The organism is Ruegeria sp. AK4 (genome assembly GCF_056541025.1).
Window position 1 is genome coordinate 86,867 of record NZ_JBQFXS010000001.1, and the last position, 19,501, is coordinate 106,367.

A 19,501-nucleotide genomic window follows, 5' to 3' on the forward strand; every position below is an offset into this window, starting at 1 on the left:
ATATGAAAAAACTTACGCTTACAGCGACATTGGCACTGGCCTTGGGCGCAACGACAGCGTTTGCGCAGGATAAGGTCACGGTCGGTGAACCCAGCTGGCCCGGTGCCAAGATCATGAGCCGGGTTATCGGCCAGGTCATCGAAACCCGTTTGGGTGGGGAAGTCGGCTATGCCCCCGGCGCAAACGCGGTGATCTTTGCCGCGATGGATGGCGGGCGTGGCGATATCGACGTGCATCCGGATGTCTGGCTGCCGAACCAGTCGTCCTTTACGGATGAATATGTCGATCAGAAAGGCACCGTCGCGCTGTCCTCAGGCAGCTATGAGGGCCGCGCGGGTATTTGCGTACCGAACTACATGGTCGAGGATCACAACATCCGCTCGATCTACGATCTGGCCACGCCCATGGCGCAAGAGCTGTTCGACTCGGATGGTGACGGTATGGGTGAGGTTTGGGTCGGTGCGTCGGGCTGGGCCTCGACCAACACCTTCAAGGTACGTGTACGGGACTATGGGATCGAGACCTTCCTGACGCCGACCACCGAGGATGAGACAGTATTCTATTCGCGTCTGAAGGATCAGATCGATCAGCAGAAAGGGGCGGCCTTCTACTGCTACGCGCCGCATTACGTGCACGCCTTGTATGACGTGACCATTCTGGAAGAGCCCGAGCATGATGCGGCCACCTACAAGATGGTGCAGCCGGATCAGGACGCCGATTGGTACAACAAATCCAACGTCAGCACGGGCGAACCGGTCAAAACCGTGACCGTGGCGCATTCCAAATCGCTGGAACAGCGCAATCCGGCGGCAGCGTCTTTCCTGGCCAATATCGACATGGATGCGGGCGCGCTGAGCGGTCTGACCTATGAGGTCGTCGTAAAGGGTCGCGACACGGATGAGGTCGTCGCGGAATGGATTGCCGCCAATGGCGATACCGTCGACAGCTGGCTGGGTCTGACCACCAACTAAAGCCTGTGCGCCCCCGCTTATGCGGGGGCACCACGACATACAAATCAATAGCGGTGGGGCCAGTATGACAGCGGAAATCGCAATCGACGCAAAAGGCGTGTGGAAAGTGTTCGGCGCACGGTCGCAGGAGGCTTTGAACGCCATCCATAGCGAGGGTTTGAGCAAGGCCGAAGTGCTGGAGCGCTTCAACTGCGTCGTGGGCGTGGCCGATGCCAGTTTCGAGATCGAACGGGGGGAGCTGTTTTGCGTCATGGGCCTGTCGGGCTCGGGCAAATCGACCCTTGTCCGCCACGTGAACCGCCTGTTGGAACCCACCGACGGCCATATCTATCTGGATGGCGATGACGTGATGGGCCTGAATGATGAAGGCCTGCGCGACCTGCGTAACCGGCGCGTCGCGATGGTGTTCCAGAACTTTGGCCTGATGCCCCACCGCACTGTCCGCGACAATGTCGCGATGCCGCTGGAAATCCGCGGCACCGGCAAAGCCCGCCGCTGGGAAGAGGCGGACCGGGTGCTGGAACTGGTCGAGCTGAACGGCTGGGAAGACAAATACGCCCACGAGTTATCGGGCGGCATGCAGCAGCGTGTCGGTCTGGCCCGCGCCATCGCTGCCGACCCTGAAATCCTGCTGATGGACGAGCCGTTCTCGGCCCTCGATCCGCTGATCCGCAAGCAGTTGCAGGATCAATTCATGGAGCTCAGCCACAAGCTGAACAAGACGACGATGTTCATTACCCATGACCTTGATGAGGCGATCCGCATCGGCCATCGCATCGCGATCATGAAGGATGGGCGCATCGTGCAGATCGGCACGCCGGAAGAGATCATCCTCAACCCCGCCGATGATTACGTGGCCGATTTCGTGGCCGGGATTTCCAAACTCAACATGATCTTTGCCCACGCGGTCATGAAGCCGGTCGATGAGTTCGAAGCGCATCACGGCGAAGTGCCCGATGACGCCAAAGAGGCGCATCCGGATATGGACCTGTCCGATCTGATGAACCTGTGCGTCGATGGGCATGGCGTCGTGGCGGTGACGCAGGACGGCAAGACCGTTGGCGTGATCAACCGCGCGGGTCTGATCCGCGCGATTCAGGACAGTCAGGCGTAAGGGGACCGCTATGAAACATGTTGATATGCAACAGATCCAACCGGAAACCGCCGACCGCCTGAATGGGCTGATCGCAGATTTTGTGGGGCAGGGGCAATCCTATTATCAAAAAACCTTCGCCTATATGATGCAGGCCCCCGGCTATCGCTTTACGCTGAACAAGGCGGCTGCGATCCTGGGGCCGATCTGGTTCGGGGCACGTGGTTTGTGGTCGTGGTTCCTCGGGTTTCTTGTGCTGGAGACGCTGGCTTACATTCAGATCGGGCTTGGTTTGTTCGGCGATCTCGGGCGCGAATTCCGCGAACGGGCTGAACAGATCGAACAGACGCTGGAACTGCGCCGCCAGCAGATCGCCGCGGCAGAGCAATCCGGAGCATCCTCTCTTGAATCCCTGAAACGCGCTGCGGAGTCGCTCGAGGGTGCACTTGCAAGCGCGCAGGAGGCCGCGCGCACCGCCGACTCGACCGGCATCACCTATCTGGTCATCGGGATCGTGCTGCTGTTGGCGGTCAAGTTTCTGGCCGCATCGCTGGCCAACTGGACGCTCGAGGGGCAGTTCGCCCGCTGGCGCTCGGACCCAAGCGTCGCCCATGGCTGGTCGCTCCCCCGGCTGGTTGTTGCTTCGGCGCTGACTGCCGTGGTGGTCATCCTGTCGATGATAAAATTCGCGCAGCCGGATGCGGTGGCCGTACTGAAAACCTTTCCGACTAATCGCGACTGGCGTCTGAATGTCGGCGACGGGGTGCAGGCGGTGTTCGAATGGACCAAAACCGCCGGGCGCGGGTTTTTCGACGGGCTGACCTATGGAATGCGTACTCTGCTGGATTGGATCGAGGTCGTGCTGGTCGATACCCCCTGGCCGGTGGTGGCGCTGGTGATCATCATGCTGGCCTACCTGTCGGCTGGTCCGCGCGTGGCGATCTTTACCGGAGCGGCGCTGGCCTATCTGGGTCTGCTGGATTTCTGGGAAAAGGCGATGACCACGATTGCGCTGCTGGGCGCGGCTGCGTTGATCTCGATCACGCTGGGCATTCCGCTGGGCATCTATTGCGCCCGCCGCCCGCGCGCTTTTGCCATCGTGCGGCCCATTCTGGATTTCATGCAGTCGATGCCGTCCTTCGTCTATCTGATCCCGGTTGTGGCCTTCATCGGATCGGGCAAACCGGCGGGTGTTGTCGCAACCATGATCTTCGGCAGCCCGCCGGTGATCCGTTTCACCGTTCTTGGCCTGCAACAAGTGCCCGAAACCGTGCGCGAGGCTGCCTTGGCTTTCGGTGCAACGCCCCGCTATTTGCTGTGGCGGGTGGATCTGCCTTTGGCGCACAAGACCATTATGGCGGGGGTGAACCAGACCATCCTGATGTCGCTTGCCATGGTCGTCGTTGCCTCGCTGATTGGGGCCAAAGGGCTAGGCGAAGATGTGCTTGAGGCGCTGCAATACGCGGCAGCGGGGCAGGGCATTCTGGCCGGTCTGGCGATCCTGTTCTGTGCGCTCATTCTGGATCGGATTGTGGCCGGACGGAAATGAGGATTTTGGCAGACGCATGATCGTCTGACAGGAAATCGAGGTGGGTGATCAATGCCGGTTCGCAGACGGTTCAGCTTGGTCCAACGTTGTAGACCGAGCTGATCCACCGGTTCGGTCCAAAGGGAAGGGCAGACTGTCTGCACGGGGTGTGTGGGTCAGAGCCATCTGATCCACAGTCTCGTCCCACCGATGACCCGTTGGCCTGCCTCGGGGTAATCGGTCCGTTGAATCGTATCGGATGTGCGAATGGCTTGGGATCGCTGGGAAGCCTCGCGCAGTTTCTTCTGGCCCGGTCCCAGATGTCCTGATCGGTGATCGAAACGGTTGAAGTGACTGTTTATGAAGATCAACTGATACCCAAATCGGTTCACTCAGACCTTGAACACTTCGATATCCGCGCGCAATCCGCGGATGGGGTGGTAGCCGACTGACTCCGCATCACGTGCCATGTGCTCTGCGACGCTCTGTGTCACCAGTATCTTTTCGTCAAGCGTCTTGCACAGGTCCTGAACGCGGCTGGCCACGTTCACGGCCTGACCGACGACCGTGAAATCCAGGCGATCCGGGCTGCCGATATTGCCGAAGGTCACCCGCCCGAAATCAATGCCGATCACGAATTCGATGGCCTTTTGGCCTTTGGCGGCAGCTTTGTCGTTGTAATCGCGCAGATTGTCCAAGGCTTGATGTGCCGCCCCAACGGCCGCCCTGCAAGAGGCCTGAGCGCAATCATCAACATCAAAATCCGCAAGTATGCCATCCCCCATGAATTTCAGAACGTCGCCGCCTGTATCCTGAATGGGCGAGACGACCATCTCGAAATACTCACCCATCATGTTCAGCAAATCGGCCTCGGGCCAGTCCGAGGCTTTCTCGGTAAAGCCGCGGAGGTCCGCAAACAGGATCGCGGCAGAGACGGTCCTGTGTTCTCCGCGTTTTATTTGGCCCTGACCGATTTCCTCGGCCGGTCCATATCCCAGATAGGTTTGCAGCAGGCTCTTTTGTGATTGGCGCATTGCGATAGGTTCCAAAGCAGCGGCGAGGGCGTAGCGCGTGTCTTCGATGTACCGGATGTGTGCGTCCGAAAATCCTGTATCCGCATTCGAGGTGAAACTGGTGCCCTGAACCGATCCGTTGCCATGCTCCAGAGGGATGGCCAGAAAGTCGGTGGCACCCGTTTCGGCAAGTTCGGCATAAACCGGATGTTCAGCCTTGAGGTCGAGATCGGTCAGGCGTTTGCGCAATGGACGCCGCTGGGTGACGACATACTCAAAGGGGCTGCCATGCCACGCGCTGGTTGCCAGAACGGTGGTCGGTACGGTGTAGCGGCGGGTCTCTTCGGGTGTCCAGATGATGCCCCAGGCGCTGAGCAGGGGGTTGGAGTAATTCTGAGCAATCCGCGCGCGCGACAGCGGGACACCAAGCGCCACCAAACCTTCGCAATAGCCCTGGACGATTTGTGTTTCATCGCCAAGCAACCGGCCCTCGGCAATTAGCCAGTGTTTCAGGTGATCAATCTCGGTCACGATGGTCTCAGAATCTGTTTTCGTGCTGATATTCTACCTATCGGTGGACGGGAAAGAACCCGTGCCGGCCTAAACCTTTGCGGCATTCGTATTGGCGGGGGTAGCCGTAGCTGTTCATCGACCAAATGTAACAACAGTTGAGGGCTTGATCGGGACCAGTCAGCAGCCCCAGTCCAGCGTTGTCTGCCATGCCGATACCTGCAAAGCTGGCGACGTTTTTAGGCGGAGCTGGTGATTGCCTTTGAAATACGCTGATATCTATCCTTCGGAACCGCTGCTCAACAGTGATGCGATGCAGCGCCCTTCGGCGGCGGGGCTGATGTCTGTGCGGTACTTTCAGGCGCAACCGGACCGCATGCCCGAGGATGTGTTTTCCGAACACCATGTCCTGTTGAACCTACAGGAAAACGGCCACCGGGTGAAAAACTGGCGGGATGGTGCGTTGCGGGATTTCATCTTTCTAAAGGATGAAGTCATCGTGACCCCTGCAGGGATGCGGTCGGGATGGCAATGGTACGGGCAATCCGACGTAATCGTCATTACCTTGCACCCGGACAAGGTACAGCACTTTGCCCAGTCCGAGCTTGGAATGCTGCTGGCACCGGAACAGTTTCACGACCTGCCGCAGTTTTCCGACCCTGATCTGTGTGCCGCCGGTGTCATTCTGCGCGATGCGCTGGAAACCGACGACATGTCCTCGGTGGTCATGTTCGAGGCCATGAGCCGGGTGTTTCTGGTCAAACTGCTGCAGAAATACGGCAAACGCCGCGCGGAAGAGGTTGAGTTGTCGGCGCGCTTTACGTCTCAGCATTATCAACGGGTGCTGGCCTATGTGCAGAACCGGTTGGATCAGACGATCACCGTCGAACAGATGGCGTCTGAGGCGGGTATGAGCCCCTCGCATTTCGCACGGGTGTTCAAGGAAACGCTGGGCTCGACGCCCATGCAATATGTCATGGCCTATCGGATCGAACAGGCGATGAAGATGATGGAGGATCAGGCGCGTCCTTTGGGGGACATTGCTTTGGCCTGCGGGTTTTCCGACCAGGCGCATTTCACCCGCAGCTTCAAACAGGTGATGGGGCAAACCCCGCGGGCGTTTCGCGCAGCTAACGCCACCTGAAGCAGGATCTTTCAAAAACGCGGCAGTCCGGTGCAAGTTTGGCCGGTCCAAACCTCGTATCTCTTGGGTTATCGGGCTTCTGCCCTTTCAGAATGACCTTGGGAGATACCGCCATGAAAACCCTCGCTTTGAACACTGCCGCCGCGCTGATGGCCTCGACAGCCGCCGTCGCGCAGGTGGAAACCCGCACCGTGACGTTCGAGAACGAAGGCGCTGTCCTGTCCGGCACGCTGTACCTGCCGGAAGAGCGTCGTGAGAAACCGCTGCCCGCGGTTGTTGTGACCGGGGCCTGGACCTCGGTTCAGGAGCAGATGCCTGCCAACTATGCCCGCGAAATGGCTGAACGGGGCTTTGCTGCCTTCACCTTCGATTTTCGCGGTTGGGGCAAGTCGGGCGATCTGCCGAACCACGTGCGTTTTGTGGAAAGCCCTGAGGCCAAGACCTCGGACATAAAAGCCGCGATTGCATTTGTCGCGACCTTGCCCGAAGTGGACGCCGATCACATCAACGGTCTGGGGATCTGCGCCTCGGCCGGATACATGGTCGATGCGGTGTCCGGCAACCCACTGGTTCAGCGGCTGGGTCTGGTCGCACCATGGTTGCAGAACGCTGAGATCGTCGAGGCCGTCTATGGCGGCGCAGAAGGCGTTGCCGGGCTGATCGAAGTATCCCAAACAGCCGAAGCCGCAGGGGGTCAGATCATTCCCGCCGCAGGCCCCGAGGGTGCCGAAGGTGTGCTGATGCCGATTGGCGGTTACTATTACGACGCCGACCGCGGCGCGATCCCGGAATATGACGGCAAGTGGAACAACGCGGGCTGGGAAGGCTGGCTGACCTATCATCCCGCCGACAATCCGCAGCGTCTGGACAAGCCTCTGGCCGTTGTCCATTCGGAAAGCGCGGCGATCCCGCAGGGTGTGCAGATCTTCCTGGCCGGGTTTGCGGGCGAAGCCACGGCGCAATGGCTGGAAAACGTCACTCAGTTCGATTTCTACGACAACCCCGAGGATGTCACTCGTGCTGCGGACGCGGTGGCCGTCCACTTTGCCGCCGGTCTGAGCAACTAAGACCCGTCGGGACGCCGGACCACCCTTCGCCGTCCCCCCGTCAGTCAATCGGAGATTTCCCATGCACAGAAAACTCACATCCACCCTTGCGGCCGTGACCATGATCGGAACCGCAGCGTTTGCCGAAGAACAGGTCGGCATCTCAACCGCGATCACCGATATATCGGCAGGGGCCGACCGCCACGACTGGACCCGCGTGCGGGCCGCATTTGCCGACACCGTGACCACCGACTACACCAGCCTTTGGGGCGGTGAACCGGCGACACAACCCGCCGATGACCTCGTGGCGGGCTGGGCGGTATTCCTTCCCGGGTTTGACAGCACGCATCACATGGTGACCAACCATGCAATCACTTCGCTGACCGACAACGCGGCTACGGCGCAGGCCGATTTCACCGCGACCCATAGCCTTGAAGATGGGCTGTGGGTGCTGGGCGGTCGGTACGATTACAAGCTTGAGAAATCGGATGACCGCTGGGTTGTCACCTCGATGACCATGACCGCATTGTGGGAAACCGGCGACCGTGGCCTTGTCGCCACCGCAGGGGAACGCGCCGCACAGGCGAACTGACCGAGGTGATCATGACGACACAGCGAATTGCCCTAGTGACCGGGGCCAATCGGGGGATCGGCAAAGAGGTCGCGCGCCAACTGGCGCGGGATCATGGATTGAAAGTGCTGATGGGCGCGCGTGATCTGAGGAAAGGACAAGTCGCAGCGCAGGAGGTTGGGCAAGGGACGCAAGCGGTGGAGTTGGATGTGTCCGTTCCGGCCTCGGTCACCGCGGCATTCGCGCAGATCGAAGCCAGCTTTGGCCGCCTTGATGTTATGGTAAACAACGCAGGCGTGGATTACGACACCGATCAGCAGGCGCATCGTGCCGATCTTGATCGTGTGCGCCGTGGGTTTGACACCAACCTCTTTGGCCCATGGGCCACGACAATCGCCGCAGTCCCGCTGCTGCAAAACGGGCTGGGCGCCCGGATCGTAAACGTGTCGTCGGGCGCGGGGGCGTTGACCGGCATGTCAGCAGGAACGCCCGGTTACGGTCTTTCCAAAGCGGCGCTGAATGCGCTGAACATCAAAACGGCGGCGGAACTGAAACCAAAGGGCATCCTCGTCAACGCTGTTTGCCCCGGATGGGTCGCCACGGATATGGGCGGCGGGGGACGTCCGGTGCCCGAGGGTGCCAAAGGGGTCGTCTGGGCGGCAACCTTGCCGCAAAACGGCCCGACAGGCGGGTTCTTTCGCGACGGCGTTGCGATTGATTGGTAGGCTATCCGGGCACCATGAAATCAATCAGTTTCCTGACCCGCGCAGGCAAAAGGCGTCGGCTTGGATAGACGGCAAACATGGCTCGGGTCAGGGGCACAGCATCCTCAACCTCGAGCGGGTGCAAGTCGCCATCGACCATATCCGCAGGCAACATTGCGACCCCCAGATTGCGCTGCGCAGCCTGAGCGATGACATCAAGATCGCTTAAACTGTGCGCAATATGGGACGACCGCACCGTCTCGCCGGTCTCCAGCACCCAGGGTTGACCCGCCGCCAACGCAGGCAATTCCTGCAGTGTCTGACGCGAGATTGGTGCGCTCAGCCCGTGGTCCCGGATAAATCCCGCCCCGGCGCAAAACCGATAGGGCACCGACCACAGCCGCTTGGCGATCAGACCGGAATCCGTCAGGGGCCCGAGGCGAAATGCCAGATCAATATTGTCCCGAAAGAAGTCCAGCATCACATTCGTTGTGGTCAGTTCAAATTCCACATCCGGGTTCTGCTCCGCAAACTCCAGCAAACGCAGGCCTATGGTTGTCCGGGCGGCCAGTGGCGGTGCCGTGATACGGATGATTTGCCGTCTGGTCTCGTCCGCGAAACCCGAAACGCCCTGAAGGGCTTCGATTGGGTCCTGACAGCGATCCAGAAGGCGACGGCCCTCTTCCGTCAGGCGAACCTGACGGGTGGTGCGTTCAAACAGCTTCAGTCCCAGATGATGCTCAAGTTCGGCAACCCGGCGGCTGACCCGGCTCAGGGGAATGCCCAGCCGGTCCGCAGCCTTGGAAAAGCTGAGGTGGTTGGCGACTACGGTAAACAGAGCAAGGTCATTGTAGATCATTATCCTAATTTTGGGATAATCTGATCCAAAATCAACCATTATCATTCAAAAGCCCGAGCTCTACCTTCTGCGCAACAGAAGGAGACACATCATGCCGTTCGCTATTGAAATCACCCAGACCGGCGGCCCGGACGTTTTGCGCAAGGCCGACCAAGCGGTTCCAGCCCCCGGTCCTCAAGAAGTTCTGATCCGTAACCATGCCGGGGCGGTCAACTTTATCGACACGATAATCCGCCGGGGCGAGATGCCCGAAGGGATGATGCCCGATCTGCCGCATGTGCCGGGTGTTGAAGGGGCCGGAGTTGTGGAAGCCTTGGGTGCGGGTGTCAAGGGTATCGCAGTGGGTGACCGCGTGGCGTGGATGGGGCCGATTGGTGCGGGCGGGTACGGCACGCATTCCGTGATCGCAGCGCCTTATGTGACCCGGTTGGCCGATACGATCAGCTTTGACACCGCCGCGGCGATCCCAGTCAACGCGATGACCGCCTATCACATGCTGGTCAATCTGGGCGGTGCGGCGGCGGGCAAATCCGTGCTGGTTCACGCCGCTGCAGGCGGTGTCGGCACCATGGCCCTGCAAATTGCCAAACATCTGGGCATGACCGTGATCGCCTCGGCCAGCACCGACAAGCTTGGGTATGCCAAAGACCAAGGCGCGGATCACGTCATCGACTATCGCACCGAAGATGTCACAGCGCGGGTGATGGAGATCACCGGCGGGCGCGGTGTAGATCTGACGCTGAACCCAATCTCGGGCGAGTCTTTGAAATCCGACCTCGACGCGCTGGCCCCGCTTGGCACGGCAGTTCTGTTCGGGTTCCTTGCCGGTCCGCCAACAGGCAGCTTTGCCGAAGATCTGGCGAAGCATTTCCAGAAATCCGTCTCGGTCCGGGTCAGCGACATTTACACCTATTACGTCAACGACCCCAGTGGATTCAGCGCGGATATGGAGACGGTGTTCAACCTGCTGAAGATCGGCGTTCTGCGCCCGCAGATCACCACCTTGCCCATTGCAGAAGCCGCCGAGGCGCACCGCCGTCTGGAAACAGGCGAAACCACCGGCAAGCTGGTGCTGAGCATCGACTGACCAACCTGACAATAAAGGAGCTAAGCAATGAGCACGGTTTTCGAAACCGCCCTGAAAGACAAACATATCGTCATCGTCGGCGGCAGCAGTGGCATGGGCAAGGCCACCGCAAAAATGGCTACCGCCCTTGGCGCGAAGGTCACCATTGCCAGCCGCAACTCGGCCAAGTTGCAGGCCGCAGCGGAGGAAATCGGGGGCGGGGTGCAGATCGCGCCAGTGGACACGACGGATGAAGCTGGCGTGGCATCCTGGGCCGGCGGGCTGGGACCGGTGGATCATCTGGTGATCTCGGCCTCAAGCGCTGCGCGTGGGGCGTTCACGGAATTGCCCACGGACGATCTGCGCGCCATGGTCGAGGCCAAGTTTATCGGCCCCTATGTGACTGCGCGCGAAGTCTTGCCTGTGTTGATCAAAGGCGGCTCCATCACGTTCTTTTCCGGTGTGCTCAGCCGCCGCCCATCTGCCGGAGCCTCGGGTCTGGGTGCGGTGAATGCGGCGGTCGAAGCGCTGGCGAAAGGGCTGGCGCTGGAGCTGTCCGGCCGCGCGCGGGTGAATTGCATCAGCCCCGGCATGGTTGCAACCGAAGCCTATGCCGCAATGCCGAATGAGGCGCGCGAGCGTATGTATACCGAAGTTGGCAGCAGCTTGCCCGTCGGGCGTGTCGGTAAGGCCGAAGACGTCGCTTTGGCTGCGGTCATGGCCATGACAAACGGGTTTCTGACGGGCGCAGTGCTGGATGTGGATGGCGGCCATCTTGTCCGCGATTGATGCCTTGCCCAAGTCCGGCGTAAGGCACGAAACAAGCCAGCCAAGGTCTTGGTCTGGATTTAGTCAGAGCTGGTGGTTCCATGGCATCAGTTTCGGCTGCGGTCCCTCAAAACAGCGTCGTCGGGTCAGGGCAGCGTTCTAAGACGCGAGAGAGGACACCCATTTCCAAAGTGTTCTGGCAGACGGGCTGTTTTCTGCCCTTTCGGTCAGGCAGGCGAAATAGCCCCTGTCGGTTTCAACAGTCCTCTCAGTCAGGCGGACCAACTGGCCCTGGTCCAGCATACCCTGAAACAGAGTTTCCCATCCGAGAATGATGCCGTCGCCATTTAGCGCGGCCTGCAAGTATACCATGAATGAGGTGAACCTTTGCTCGGATCTGGTGGCGGGCAGTGAAATGCTCGTTCCCTGAAAGTACGTTTCCCAGTCACGTGCGTGTACACCGGTGGACAGATGCAGCAGTTCAAACCGTGCGAGGTCTTCTAGCCTATCGCCGACCGGTCGAAACACATCCGGCTTTCCGACAGGTATTAGCTTCTCAGAAAATATGCGTTTGGTCTGAGTGCTGGGCAGGTTTTTCGGCTCATCAAACACGATAAGGACGTCTGCCTGAGCGCTTCTGTAAGCCTCATTCTGATCGCGGGAAACAAGTTCGACCGCGATATCGGGATGCTCCAGCCGAAAATTCGCCAAGTGTTGCATCAGGTAGCAGCTTGCAAATCCGATTGTCGTGTTCACCACCACGACATTCCGATCCTGTTGCGCCCTTATGTGATTCAAGGCCTCTGTGACCTGAGCGACCCCGCCTGAGATCGCACGGAACAAAAGGTCTCCTTCCGCCGTCAGGGCCGCAGTTGGGCGTGTGCGAACCAGGAGTTTGACGCCAAGCTCGTCTTCCAGTTCCGCGACCCGTCTGCTGATCGAGGGTTGCTGCACATTCAGTTCACTTGCAGCGCGGGTGAAATTCAAATGCCGGGCCACAGCTTCAAAGGCCGTGAGGAGTTTCCAGTTCAGTGCCGGCATCGCGCATTCCCTCATGGAATAGTTAGCATAGCTCTTTTAGGCGTTCTCAGAAGCCCGGCAAAAGCCCAAAAATGAAACTGAGACGTCAGTTGATGGGCTTGCTTGCGAATGAATGCGCACATCACGGATCATCCCGTCCCCGAGGGCGGTGCCAGAGAATGGGCATGGAACCCTGCAATGCCCATTCCTGTGAGCCCGGTTTTTTCCTGGCCGCCGCAACCTGTCCAAACGGTCAAATGGCTTGCATCGTATTGGCTTGGGGACTTCTTTCACCAGCTTCACCATCGCTATTTCGAATGCAACTACGGTACGGCCGAATTTCCCTGGGACGTTGTTTTTGGCTCATTCCACAATGGCACGCCAGAGGCGACGCGGCGGATCCGAGACCGCAAGCGTCGATTGGGGCGCTGATATGAGGGCGCGGGCGGCAGTGATGTATGGTGTGGGTGAACCCCTTCGCGTTGAAGTGCTTGAACTGGCGGAACCGAAGGCCGGAGAAGTGCGTCTGCGGATGGGCGCGGCAGGTGTTTGCCATTCAGACTATCACGTCATGTCGGGCCAATCGGGTCATGAATTACCCGTTGTGCTGGGGCACGAGGGGGCGGGAACGATCACGGCTGTCGGCGAGGGAGTCGAGGCGCTAAGTGTGGGCGATCACGTCGTGCTCAGCTGGATCCCATACTGCGGCGAATGCTTCTTTTGCGACCGCGACCAAACCCATCTGTGCCAGACATACAAAACCCCACTTTGGGACGGGACCATGATGGATGGCACCTGCCGGTTTTCGAATGGTTCCGGACCGGTCCGGCATCTGTCGATGCTTGCCTGTTGGGCTGATACCGTGGTCGTGCCGCAAGAGAGTTGCGTGCCGATAGACCAAGCCGTCCCGTTCGAAATCGCCGCGCTTTTGGGATGTGCTGTCACCACCGGCGTCGGAGCGGCTCTCAACCGGGCCAAGGTCGCTGCAGGCGATTGCGTGGCGGTGATCGGAGCAGGCGGCGTTGGGCTGTCCATCATCATGGGCGCGAAACTTGCGGGCGCTGAACAGATCATTGCCGTTGACGCTTCACCCAAGGCTGAAACCAAAGCCCGGGCGCTTGGGGCGACGCATTTCCTGAATGCGAAACAGGACGTTGGCGCGGCAATCCGGGCGCTTACCGCGCATGGTGCAGACCATGTTTTCGAGGCGGTCGGCAAGCGCGCGTTGCAACGCGCGGCAATTGATTATTGCCGTCCGGGCGGTCAGGTCACCTTTGTCGGCATGGACGCCAATGATGCGACCATCGATCTGCCTTCGACCGGTATCACGCGGTCCGAGATCAACGTGACAGGCTCGATCTTCGGCTCTGCCTGCACGACGCGCGATTTCAAAGCCTATGGCCAGCATTTTCTGGATGGAAAGCTGCCGATCGACCAACTGATCGGTCGCCGCTATAGGCTGGAAGAGATCAATCTGGCCATTGACGATATGCTTTCGGGCAAGCCCGGTCGCGGCGTCATCCTGTTTGACTAGGGTGGTGGCATGATCGAGACCGCACTCACGCGTCTTGCACAATTCGTGGCCGAGGATGGTCTAACCCCGGATCTGGCGACATTAACTGTACTGAGAGACGGCGTGATCGACACGCTCGGATGCATGCACGCGGGCGCAAAAACTGAGGTCGCGCAACGCAGCCTATCCGCAGTCGCTCAAATGGGCGGCGGCGGGCCCGCCCGTGTCGTGGGTGCGTCGAGCCGTGTGTCGCGCCCGCATGCCGCGTTCCTGAATGCCGTTGCGGGGCACGCGCTGGACTTTGACGACTGGGAAATTCCCGGAAACACGCACCCCACTGTGGTCCTGGTGCCCGCCCTTTTGGCCGTGGCGGGGGCGCGGACGAGTGGACGTGACGTGGCCCACGCCTATCTTGCGGGCTTTGAGGTGATCGCCCGTCTCGGCGAAGGCCTGAATTTCGGACATTACGATGCGGGGTGGCACTCGACGGCGACGCTTGGCGCTATTGGTGCCGCAGCAGGCTGCGCGCGCTTGATGGGGCTGGACGCCCCGGAAGCCACGCGGGCCATGTCTTTGGCTTGTAGCGCTGCCACCGGCTATACCTGCCAGTTCGGGTCACATGCCAAGCCGGTGCAAGCAGGCTTTGCCGCGCGGGCCGGGGTAGAGGCTGCCTGTCTTGCCAAAGCTGGCCTGAGCGCACAGCCTCATGTGCTGGATCATCCCCGTGGCCTCGCCGCGCTGATGGGCGGTCTGGATCCCAACCGCCTATCAAAAGCGCTGTCAAAGCTTGGTCAGACCTACGCCCTGAGCGAATATGGACTTGTGCTGAAACCGTGGCCGAGTTGCGGCTACACCCATCGGATCATGACCTGCGCCTTGGCGCTGCGAAAGCGCATCCAAGTGGATGATATTGCGCGTGTGATCCTCTGCATGCCGGATTTTCACGCCGCCGTTCTGCCTTTTGGCTCACCAAAGTCGCGATCAGAGGCGCTGTTCAGCGCGCCCTTCGTTGCGGCCATTGGCCTGCTGCAAGGTGACCTAACGCTTGCCGATCTTGATCGCGAAGCATGGCAAGCGCCCGAGATTGCAAGACTGGCGGCGCGCTGCGAGCTTCGGCCATTCAGCCCGAAAAGACCCGATCTGAACTACAGCCCGGAAGACCCGGATCGCATGGAAGTAATCCTCGGATCAGGGGAACGCCAGGAGGAACGCTGCGTCTATCCCATCGGCGCGCCAGAGGCACCGATGTCCCCATGCCGCGTGATGGCAAAGTTCAACGCCAATCTCGGCCAAACGTCCAAGGCGAGCGCGGGGCGCAAAATCTGGGTGCAGAAAGTGCAGGATTGGCCAACCGCACCATCCATCCTTGAACTCTTCTTTGAAGAAGAAGTCACCGCATGAACCGAACAAGATCCGGACGGAATGCGCGCCGCGCGGCCCGGCAGGGGGGCGCAGGTTCTGGCCCCACGACCTCGATCTGGCCCGGGATCGAAGGTGGGCGATACCGCCCGCTCTCCCAGGACGGGATCGCGGCCATTCATCGAACTGCACTTCGCATCCTCGCTGAGATCGGTATTGCAAGAGCCACCCCGCGCTGCATCGAAACCGTGGTCGCGGCCGGAGGCTCGGTTTCCGATGCCGGACGACTGCTTTTTCCCTCTGACATGGTTGAGCGCGTTCTGGAAACGGCAGGCCGCGGGTTCAAGCTTTATGGTCAGGTGCCGGAATTTGATCTCGATCCATCAGGCACCCGCATCCATCTGGGCACGTCCGGCGCAGCCGTGCACATCGTCGACAGCGAGACTGGCGAGGTGCGTGATACAACTTTGGCAGACCTTCATGATATGGCCCGTCTGGCGCAGGCGCTTCCCAACATTCATATGTTTCAGCGCACTGTCGTGGCACGCGATATCCTCGATCCGCATGCGATGGAACTGAACACGGCCTATGCTTGCGCGGCCGGAACGAAAAAGCCCATTGGAACGTCGTTCAGTTCGGTTGAGACGATGCGGGCCGCCGTTAAAATGTTCCGCATCATCGCGGGCGGAAAAGACGCCTGGCGCGCGCGGCCTTTTTGCTGCGTCTCGACCTGCTTCATCGTGCCGCCGCTCACTTTCGCGGAAGAAGCGCTGGGGATTATCGAGTGCGCCGCAGACACCGGAACACCCCTGAAGCTCGTGTCAGCCGGGCAAGCCGGAGCGACCAGCCCCGCCCCGCTGGCCGGAGCCGTTGCGCAGCAGACTGCCGAAGTGCTTGCCGGGCTGGTCTACGTCAACCTGTTGAACCCGGGCCACCCTGCGCTTTTTGGCGCGCTGCCCTTTGTCAGCGATCTGCGGACCGGCGCCATGTCTGGCGGCAGCGCGGAACAGGGTGTTCTGATGGCGGCATGTGCACAGATGGCGCAACACTACGGAATTCCCTGCGCGGTCAGCGCAGGTATGACGGACGCCAAGCTACCCGACTTTCAAGCGGGCTACGAAAAGGGCATCACCGAGCTTTTGAGTGCTTTGGCCGGTGCCAACCTGATTTACGAAGCCGCCGGCATGTACGGGTCCTTGTTGGCCGCAAGCAAGGAAAGCTTCGTTCTCGACAATGACCTCATCGGATCGGTCATGCGTGCGACGCGCGGGTTTGAGATCAACGACGATGCGCTGGCCTTCGACGTCATACGCGACGTCTGCCTTGAGGGTCCCGGGCATTTCCTCGGTAGCGATCAGACATTGGGACGGATGCAAAGCGACTATTATTACCCGGCGCTGGCTGATCGTGCGACACCGCAAGCCTGGGCGGACGCTGATACCCCATCCTTGTTGCAAACCGCCCGAGAGAAGACGAACGAAATTCTGAGCCAACCTTCAGAACCGGTATTTGGGTCAGACAGAAATGCGCAGATCATGAAGCAGTTTCCAGAAATCCTTGGCGCTTGGTCTGGTCAACAGGCTTTGGACGTTTCGACAAACCAATAGATGGCTGGGCCTGTCAGGAACCATTGTTGCGGGTCGCTAATGTTCGCAGCTAAACGACAGGTGAAGCCTCCATTTCGGAGCAGAAAGTTGAGAATGTCATGTATCACAGGCGGTTTCGCCTGAGTTTTCCGCCTAGCTGGCCACCCGCGCCCCGGGCAGGGTCAGGCACCGCGTCTGAATTTGGTGCCTGGCTTTGTAGCCAGTCAATGAATGCCCGGACACTTTCGGAGCTTCCGTTTCCCTTTGGGCGCGCGATGAAATAGCCGTAGTCGTGAAGCGTATGGTGCGACAGCCTGAACAGGTTTTCTTCCCGAAATTCCTGCGCGATCAGGTCGTCCATCAAAGCTATCCCCTGACCATCGATAACCGCCTGAACCCGAACGTTCGGGTCCGGAATGATAAGGGTGTCCCGGCGCGTCTGGTGCGGCAAATCCGCGATGTTCAGCCAGTCGGTCCAGGCGTTGCTGTCGTCATGATCGCGCAGCAGCGTAAGGGTGGAAATCGCCCGCTCCATGCCGAGTGTCTCGACCGCTTTCAGCGCGTCTGCATTACCGACAGGATAGGCCGGGAAGGGCAGGAACGGGGTGACTTCGACGTCATTCCAATGGCCATTGCCCCAACGGATCGCAATATCCACTTCTTGCGTTTCAAGATCGAACAGACGGATCATCGGCTGCAGGCGCAGTTGGATGGCCGGGTGATCCTGCATGAACGACATCAGTCTGGGCGACAGCCAGCGTGCGGCGAAATAGGTCGAGACGCCGACGGTCAATGTGCGGGTCGAGGTACCCTTCTGGGCCAGAATCTCTGCCTCGATATCTTCGTAGTGGCTTTGGCAGGCAGACAGAAGCTTTTGCCCTGCGGCTGTCAGCTCCACCCCGCGGGCTTTCCGCTGGAATAAAGGAAAGCCCATGTCCGCCTCCAGCGTTTTGACCTGATAGCTGACGGCCCCTTTGGTCATGTTCAGCGCCTCGGCCGCGTCAGAAAAACTGCGGTAGCGGGCGATTTCAATGAACAGACGCAGCGTGTCGTGATGGCGGAACTCTACAGGCATGGGGCAAGCGCACAAATTTTTTAGACAGTGTGGACAAATAAATTCGATTGTCGGGTATGTATACCCACAAATTAAATACTTCTGAAATCCTTCAGGAGTTTGACCGTTGGGAATTATGAACGCTCAGACGTGTGTCACCCGGCGCAGCAGGTCCCGCCGGGGCCGGCTGACCAGGCGTGATACGCAGCCGGCAACGCCCGTCTATCATCGTCGCAAAACCCCGACTTACGAATTGCTGGACGAAACCGCCTTGGGCCGAATCGAAGCTCAGGCGGACTGGATTTTGGACAATATCGGCATCGACTTCCGGGGCGACGATGTGGCCCTTGCCCTGTTTGCAGAGGCCGGAGCGCGGGTCGACGGTTGCCGGGTTCGATTTGAACCCGGCCACGCCCGGCAGATTTGTGCAGATGCACCAGCCGAATTCCTGCTGCATGGCCGCAATCCCGCTCGCACGGTCACCTTGGGGGGTGACAATCTGGTGCTGATGCCGGGTTATGGCTCACCCTTTGTCAGCGATCTGGCGCGGGGGCGGCGCTATGCCACCATCGAGGATTTCCGGAACTTCGTGAAACTCGCGCATCTGTCATCTACGCTGCATCATTCCGGCGGAACCGTGGTCGAACCGACAGATGTGCCGGTGAACAAGCGGCATCTTGATATGATGCTGGCGCATCTTAGCCTGTCGGACAAACCATTCATGGGGGGCGTGACTTCCGAACAGGGCGCTTTGGACAGTCTGGAAATGGCCCGCTTGGCCTTTGGCACCGCGTTTCTGGACAAACATGCGGTCATGCAGGCCAATATCAACGTCAACTCGCCACTGGTCTTTGACGAGGTGATGTCCCGGTCTCTGCGGGCCTATGCCGCCGCCAACCAATGCGTCTGTGTCTCGCCCGCCATTTTTGCGGGGGCCATGGGGCCACTCTCGCCCGCTGCGGTCGCTGCGCAGACATTGGCCGAGGCGATGGCGGGTATTGCGCTCACCCAGCTTGTGTGCCCCGGCTGCCCCGTCGTGCTCGGCAGTTTCCATTCCACGATGAACCTGCGGACAGGGGCGCTGACCTTCGGTTCGCCCGAGGCCAACCTTACGACCATGGCGCTGTCGCAGCTGGGCCGCAGGCTTGGTGTCCCGGTGCGCTCGGGCGGCGGGCAGGTCACAGCCTCCAATGCTGCGGATGGTCAGGCTATGCAGGACAGCACCGGCGCGATGTGGGCAACGCTCCTGTCCGGGGGGCATCAGGTCTGGCATGCGGCTGGCTGGCTCGAAGGTGGGCTGGTGATGTCATATGAGAAATTCATCATGGACCTCGATCATTGCGGTGCCATGCTGAAGATGCTTCAGGGGTTCGGGACCAGTGACGAGGATTTCGGGCGCGACGCGTATCACGACGCCGGTCCGGGCGAGAACTTCCTGTCCACCGGCCACACGTTGCGCCACTACGCGACAGCAAATTTCGAACCGCAACTGCCCGAGGCCGGGCCTTTTGAGGCATGGGACGAAAAGGGCCGCCAAACCGCCGACCAGCGCGCAACCGCATGCTGGCAAAAGATGCTGGCAGAGTATGAGCCACCGGATATGCCGGACAGCACCCGCGCTGCATTGACTGACTTCGTGACGGAGCGCAAAACCGCGATGCCCGACGAATGGTATTGAATAAGGTCCCCGCGAAGG

The 19,501-nt window shown here is 60.0% G+C and carries 17 protein-coding genes and 1 pseudogene; 14 read left to right on the top strand and 4 right to left on the bottom strand.

Translation table 11 applies throughout. The features are described 5' to 3' along the window. Positions 1-2 precede the first annotated feature (2 nt). From ACR0EZ_RS00370 to ACR0EZ_RS00380, 3 genes are all read left to right on the top strand, one after another. A complete protein-coding gene (locus ACR0EZ_RS00370; RefSeq protein ID WP_480609548.1) occupies positions 3-971 on the top strand; it encodes an ABC transporter substrate-binding protein in 969 nt (322 codons plus the stop codon). A gap of 64 nt (positions 972-1,035) precedes the next feature. Continuing rightward, positions 1,036-2,085, top strand: coding sequence for a quaternary amine ABC transporter ATP-binding protein (locus ACR0EZ_RS00375; protein ID WP_480609551.1), 1,050 nt, complete (start codon positions 1,036-1,038; stop codon positions 2,083-2,085). Between the two features lie 10 nt (positions 2,086-2,095). Continuing rightward, positions 2,096-3,613 (top strand): ABC transporter permease, encoded by a 1,518-nt coding sequence (locus ACR0EZ_RS00380; protein WP_480609554.1) that lies wholly within the window; start codon positions 2,096-2,098, stop codon positions 3,611-3,613. A gap of 371 nt (positions 3,614-3,984) precedes the next feature. On the opposite strand, the gene ACR0EZ_RS00385 is transcribed toward ACR0EZ_RS00380, so the two are convergent. Next, the gene (locus ACR0EZ_RS00385) at positions 3,985-5,136 is read right to left on the bottom strand and encodes an adenylate/guanylate cyclase domain-containing protein (RefSeq protein WP_480609557.1); all 1,152 of its coding nucleotides are present in this window, start codon (positions 5,134-5,136) and stop codon (positions 3,985-3,987) included. Between the two features lie 235 nt (positions 5,137-5,371). Between ACR0EZ_RS00385 and ACR0EZ_RS00390 the strand changes: the two genes are divergently transcribed. The 4 genes from ACR0EZ_RS00390 to ACR0EZ_RS00405 all read left to right on the top strand — a co-directional run bounded on the left by ACR0EZ_RS00390 (position 5,372) and on the right by ACR0EZ_RS00405 (position 8,601). Further along, complete coding sequence (locus ACR0EZ_RS00390; protein ID WP_480609560.1) at positions 5,372-6,259, top strand: AraC family transcriptional regulator; 888 nt, start codon at positions 5,372-5,374, stop codon at positions 6,257-6,259. Between the two features lie 113 nt (positions 6,260-6,372). Further along, positions 6,373-7,326 (top strand): alpha/beta hydrolase, encoded by a 954-nt coding sequence (locus ACR0EZ_RS00395; RefSeq protein ID WP_480609563.1) that lies wholly within the window; start codon positions 6,373-6,375, stop codon positions 7,324-7,326. A gap of 61 nt (positions 7,327-7,387) precedes the next feature. Further along, positions 7,388-7,897 carry a nuclear transport factor 2 family protein gene (locus ACR0EZ_RS00400; RefSeq protein ID WP_480609566.1) on the top strand — a complete coding sequence of 170 codons (510 nt, stop codon included), beginning with the start codon at positions 7,388-7,390 and terminating at the stop codon, positions 7,895-7,897. Between the two features lie 11 nt (positions 7,898-7,908). Further along, entirely contained in the window at positions 7,909-8,601 is a 693-nt protein-coding gene (locus ACR0EZ_RS00405) for an SDR family NAD(P)-dependent oxidoreductase (RefSeq protein WP_480609569.1), read from the top strand. Position 8,602: 1 nt separating this feature from the next. On the opposite strand, the gene ACR0EZ_RS00410 is transcribed toward ACR0EZ_RS00405, so the two are convergent. Continuing rightward, positions 8,603-9,439, bottom strand: coding sequence for a LysR family transcriptional regulator (locus ACR0EZ_RS00410; protein ID WP_480609572.1), 837 nt, complete (start codon positions 9,437-9,439; stop codon positions 8,603-8,605). Between the two features lie 91 nt (positions 9,440-9,530). On the opposite strand from ACR0EZ_RS00410, the gene ACR0EZ_RS00415 reads away from it, so the two are divergent. Both ACR0EZ_RS00415 and ACR0EZ_RS00420 read left to right on the top strand, forming a co-directional pair. Then, entirely contained in the window at positions 9,531-10,526 is a 996-nt protein-coding gene (locus ACR0EZ_RS00415; RefSeq protein ID WP_480609575.1) for a quinone oxidoreductase family protein, read from the top strand. Positions 10,527-10,553: 27 nt separating this feature from the next. Further along, positions 10,554-11,294, top strand: a complete 741-nt coding sequence (locus ACR0EZ_RS00420) for an SDR family oxidoreductase (RefSeq protein ID WP_480609578.1) — start codon at positions 10,554-10,556, stop codon at positions 11,292-11,294. A gap of 138 nt (positions 11,295-11,432) precedes the next feature. Here the strand turns inward: ACR0EZ_RS00420 and ACR0EZ_RS00425 are convergent, their stop codons facing one another. Then, the gene (locus tag ACR0EZ_RS00425) at positions 11,433-12,314 is read right to left on the bottom strand and encodes a LysR substrate-binding domain-containing protein (protein WP_480609581.1); all 882 of its coding nucleotides are present in this window, start codon (positions 12,312-12,314) and stop codon (positions 11,433-11,435) included. Positions 12,315-12,569: 255 nt separating this feature from the next. Between ACR0EZ_RS00425 and ACR0EZ_RS00430 the strand changes: the two are divergent. From ACR0EZ_RS00430 to ACR0EZ_RS00445, 4 genes and pseudogenes are all read left to right on the top strand, one after another. Then, positions 12,570-12,725 (top strand): annotated as a pseudogene (locus ACR0EZ_RS00430) (sterol desaturase family protein); the annotation flags it as partial. Next, a complete protein-coding gene (locus ACR0EZ_RS00435; protein WP_480609584.1) occupies positions 12,667-13,827 on the top strand; it encodes a zinc-binding dehydrogenase in 1,161 nt (386 codons plus the stop codon). The pseudogene ACR0EZ_RS00430 and the gene ACR0EZ_RS00435, both read left to right, overlap by 59 nt. Positions 13,828-13,836: 9 nt before the next feature. Next, on the top strand, positions 13,837-15,207 hold the full coding sequence (locus ACR0EZ_RS00440; protein WP_480609587.1) for an MmgE/PrpD family protein: 1,371 nt from the start codon (positions 13,837-13,839) through the stop codon (positions 15,205-15,207). After that, positions 15,204-16,772 (top strand): trimethylamine methyltransferase family protein, encoded by a 1,569-nt coding sequence (locus ACR0EZ_RS00445; RefSeq protein WP_480609590.1) that lies wholly within the window; start codon positions 15,204-15,206, stop codon positions 16,770-16,772. The genes ACR0EZ_RS00440 and ACR0EZ_RS00445 overlap by 4 nt, the downstream gene beginning before the upstream one ends. A 103-nt stretch (positions 16,773-16,875) precedes the next feature. Here ACR0EZ_RS00445 and ACR0EZ_RS00450 read toward each other — a convergent pair whose 3' ends face one another. Continuing rightward, entirely contained in the window at positions 16,876-17,826 is a 951-nt protein-coding gene (locus ACR0EZ_RS00450; RefSeq protein ID WP_480609593.1) for a LysR substrate-binding domain-containing protein, read from the bottom strand. Positions 17,827-17,941: 115 nt separating this feature from the next. Here ACR0EZ_RS00450 and ACR0EZ_RS00455 point away from each other — a divergent pair, with 115 nt between their 5' ends. Continuing rightward, positions 17,942-19,483, top strand: a complete 1,542-nt coding sequence (locus ACR0EZ_RS00455) for a trimethylamine methyltransferase family protein (protein WP_480609595.1) — start codon at positions 17,942-17,944, stop codon at positions 19,481-19,483. Positions 19,484-19,501 lie beyond the last annotated feature (18 nt).

Bases quoted from the DNA above. Each gene is read 5' to 3' on its own strand.
- ACR0EZ_RS00370 (WP_480609548.1), top strand. From the start codon at position 3: ATGAAAAAACTTACGCTTACAGCGACATTGGCACTGGCCTTGGGCGCA.
- ACR0EZ_RS00375 (WP_480609551.1), top strand. From the start codon at position 1,036: ATGACAGCGGAAATCGCAATCGACGCAAAAGGCGTGTGGAAAGTGTTC.
- ACR0EZ_RS00380 (WP_480609554.1), top strand. From the start codon at position 2,096: ATGAAACATGTTGATATGCAACAGATCCAACCGGAAACCGCCGACCGC.
- ACR0EZ_RS00395 (WP_480609563.1), top strand. From the start codon at position 6,373: ATGAAAACCCTCGCTTTGAACACTGCCGCCGCGCTGATGGCCTCGACA.
- ACR0EZ_RS00400 (WP_480609566.1), top strand. From the start codon at position 7,388: ATGCACAGAAAACTCACATCCACCCTTGCGGCCGTGACCATGATCGGA.
- ACR0EZ_RS00405 (WP_480609569.1), top strand. From the start codon at position 7,909: ATGACGACACAGCGAATTGCCCTAGTGACCGGGGCCAATCGGGGGATC.
- ACR0EZ_RS00410 (WP_480609572.1), bottom strand. From the start codon at position 9,439: ATGATCTACAATGACCTTGCTCTGTTTACCGTAGTCGCCAACCACCTC.
- ACR0EZ_RS00415 (WP_480609575.1), top strand. From the start codon at position 9,531: ATGCCGTTCGCTATTGAAATCACCCAGACCGGCGGCCCGGACGTTTTG.
- ACR0EZ_RS00420 (WP_480609578.1), top strand. From the start codon at position 10,554: ATGAGCACGGTTTTCGAAACCGCCCTGAAAGACAAACATATCGTCATC.
- ACR0EZ_RS00425 (WP_480609581.1), bottom strand. From the start codon at position 12,314: ATGCCGGCACTGAACTGGAAACTCCTCACGGCCTTTGAAGCTGTGGCC.
- ACR0EZ_RS00435 (WP_480609584.1), top strand. From the start codon at position 12,667: ATGGCACGCCAGAGGCGACGCGGCGGATCCGAGACCGCAAGCGTCGAT.
- ACR0EZ_RS00440 (WP_480609587.1), top strand. From the start codon at position 13,837: ATGATCGAGACCGCACTCACGCGTCTTGCACAATTCGTGGCCGAGGAT.
- ACR0EZ_RS00445 (WP_480609590.1), top strand. From the start codon at position 15,204: ATGAACCGAACAAGATCCGGACGGAATGCGCGCCGCGCGGCCCGGCAG.
- ACR0EZ_RS00450 (WP_480609593.1), bottom strand. From the start codon at position 17,826: ATGCCTGTAGAGTTCCGCCATCACGACACGCTGCGTCTGTTCATTGAA.
- ACR0EZ_RS00455 (WP_480609595.1), top strand. From the start codon at position 17,942: ATGAACGCTCAGACGTGTGTCACCCGGCGCAGCAGGTCCCGCCGGGGC.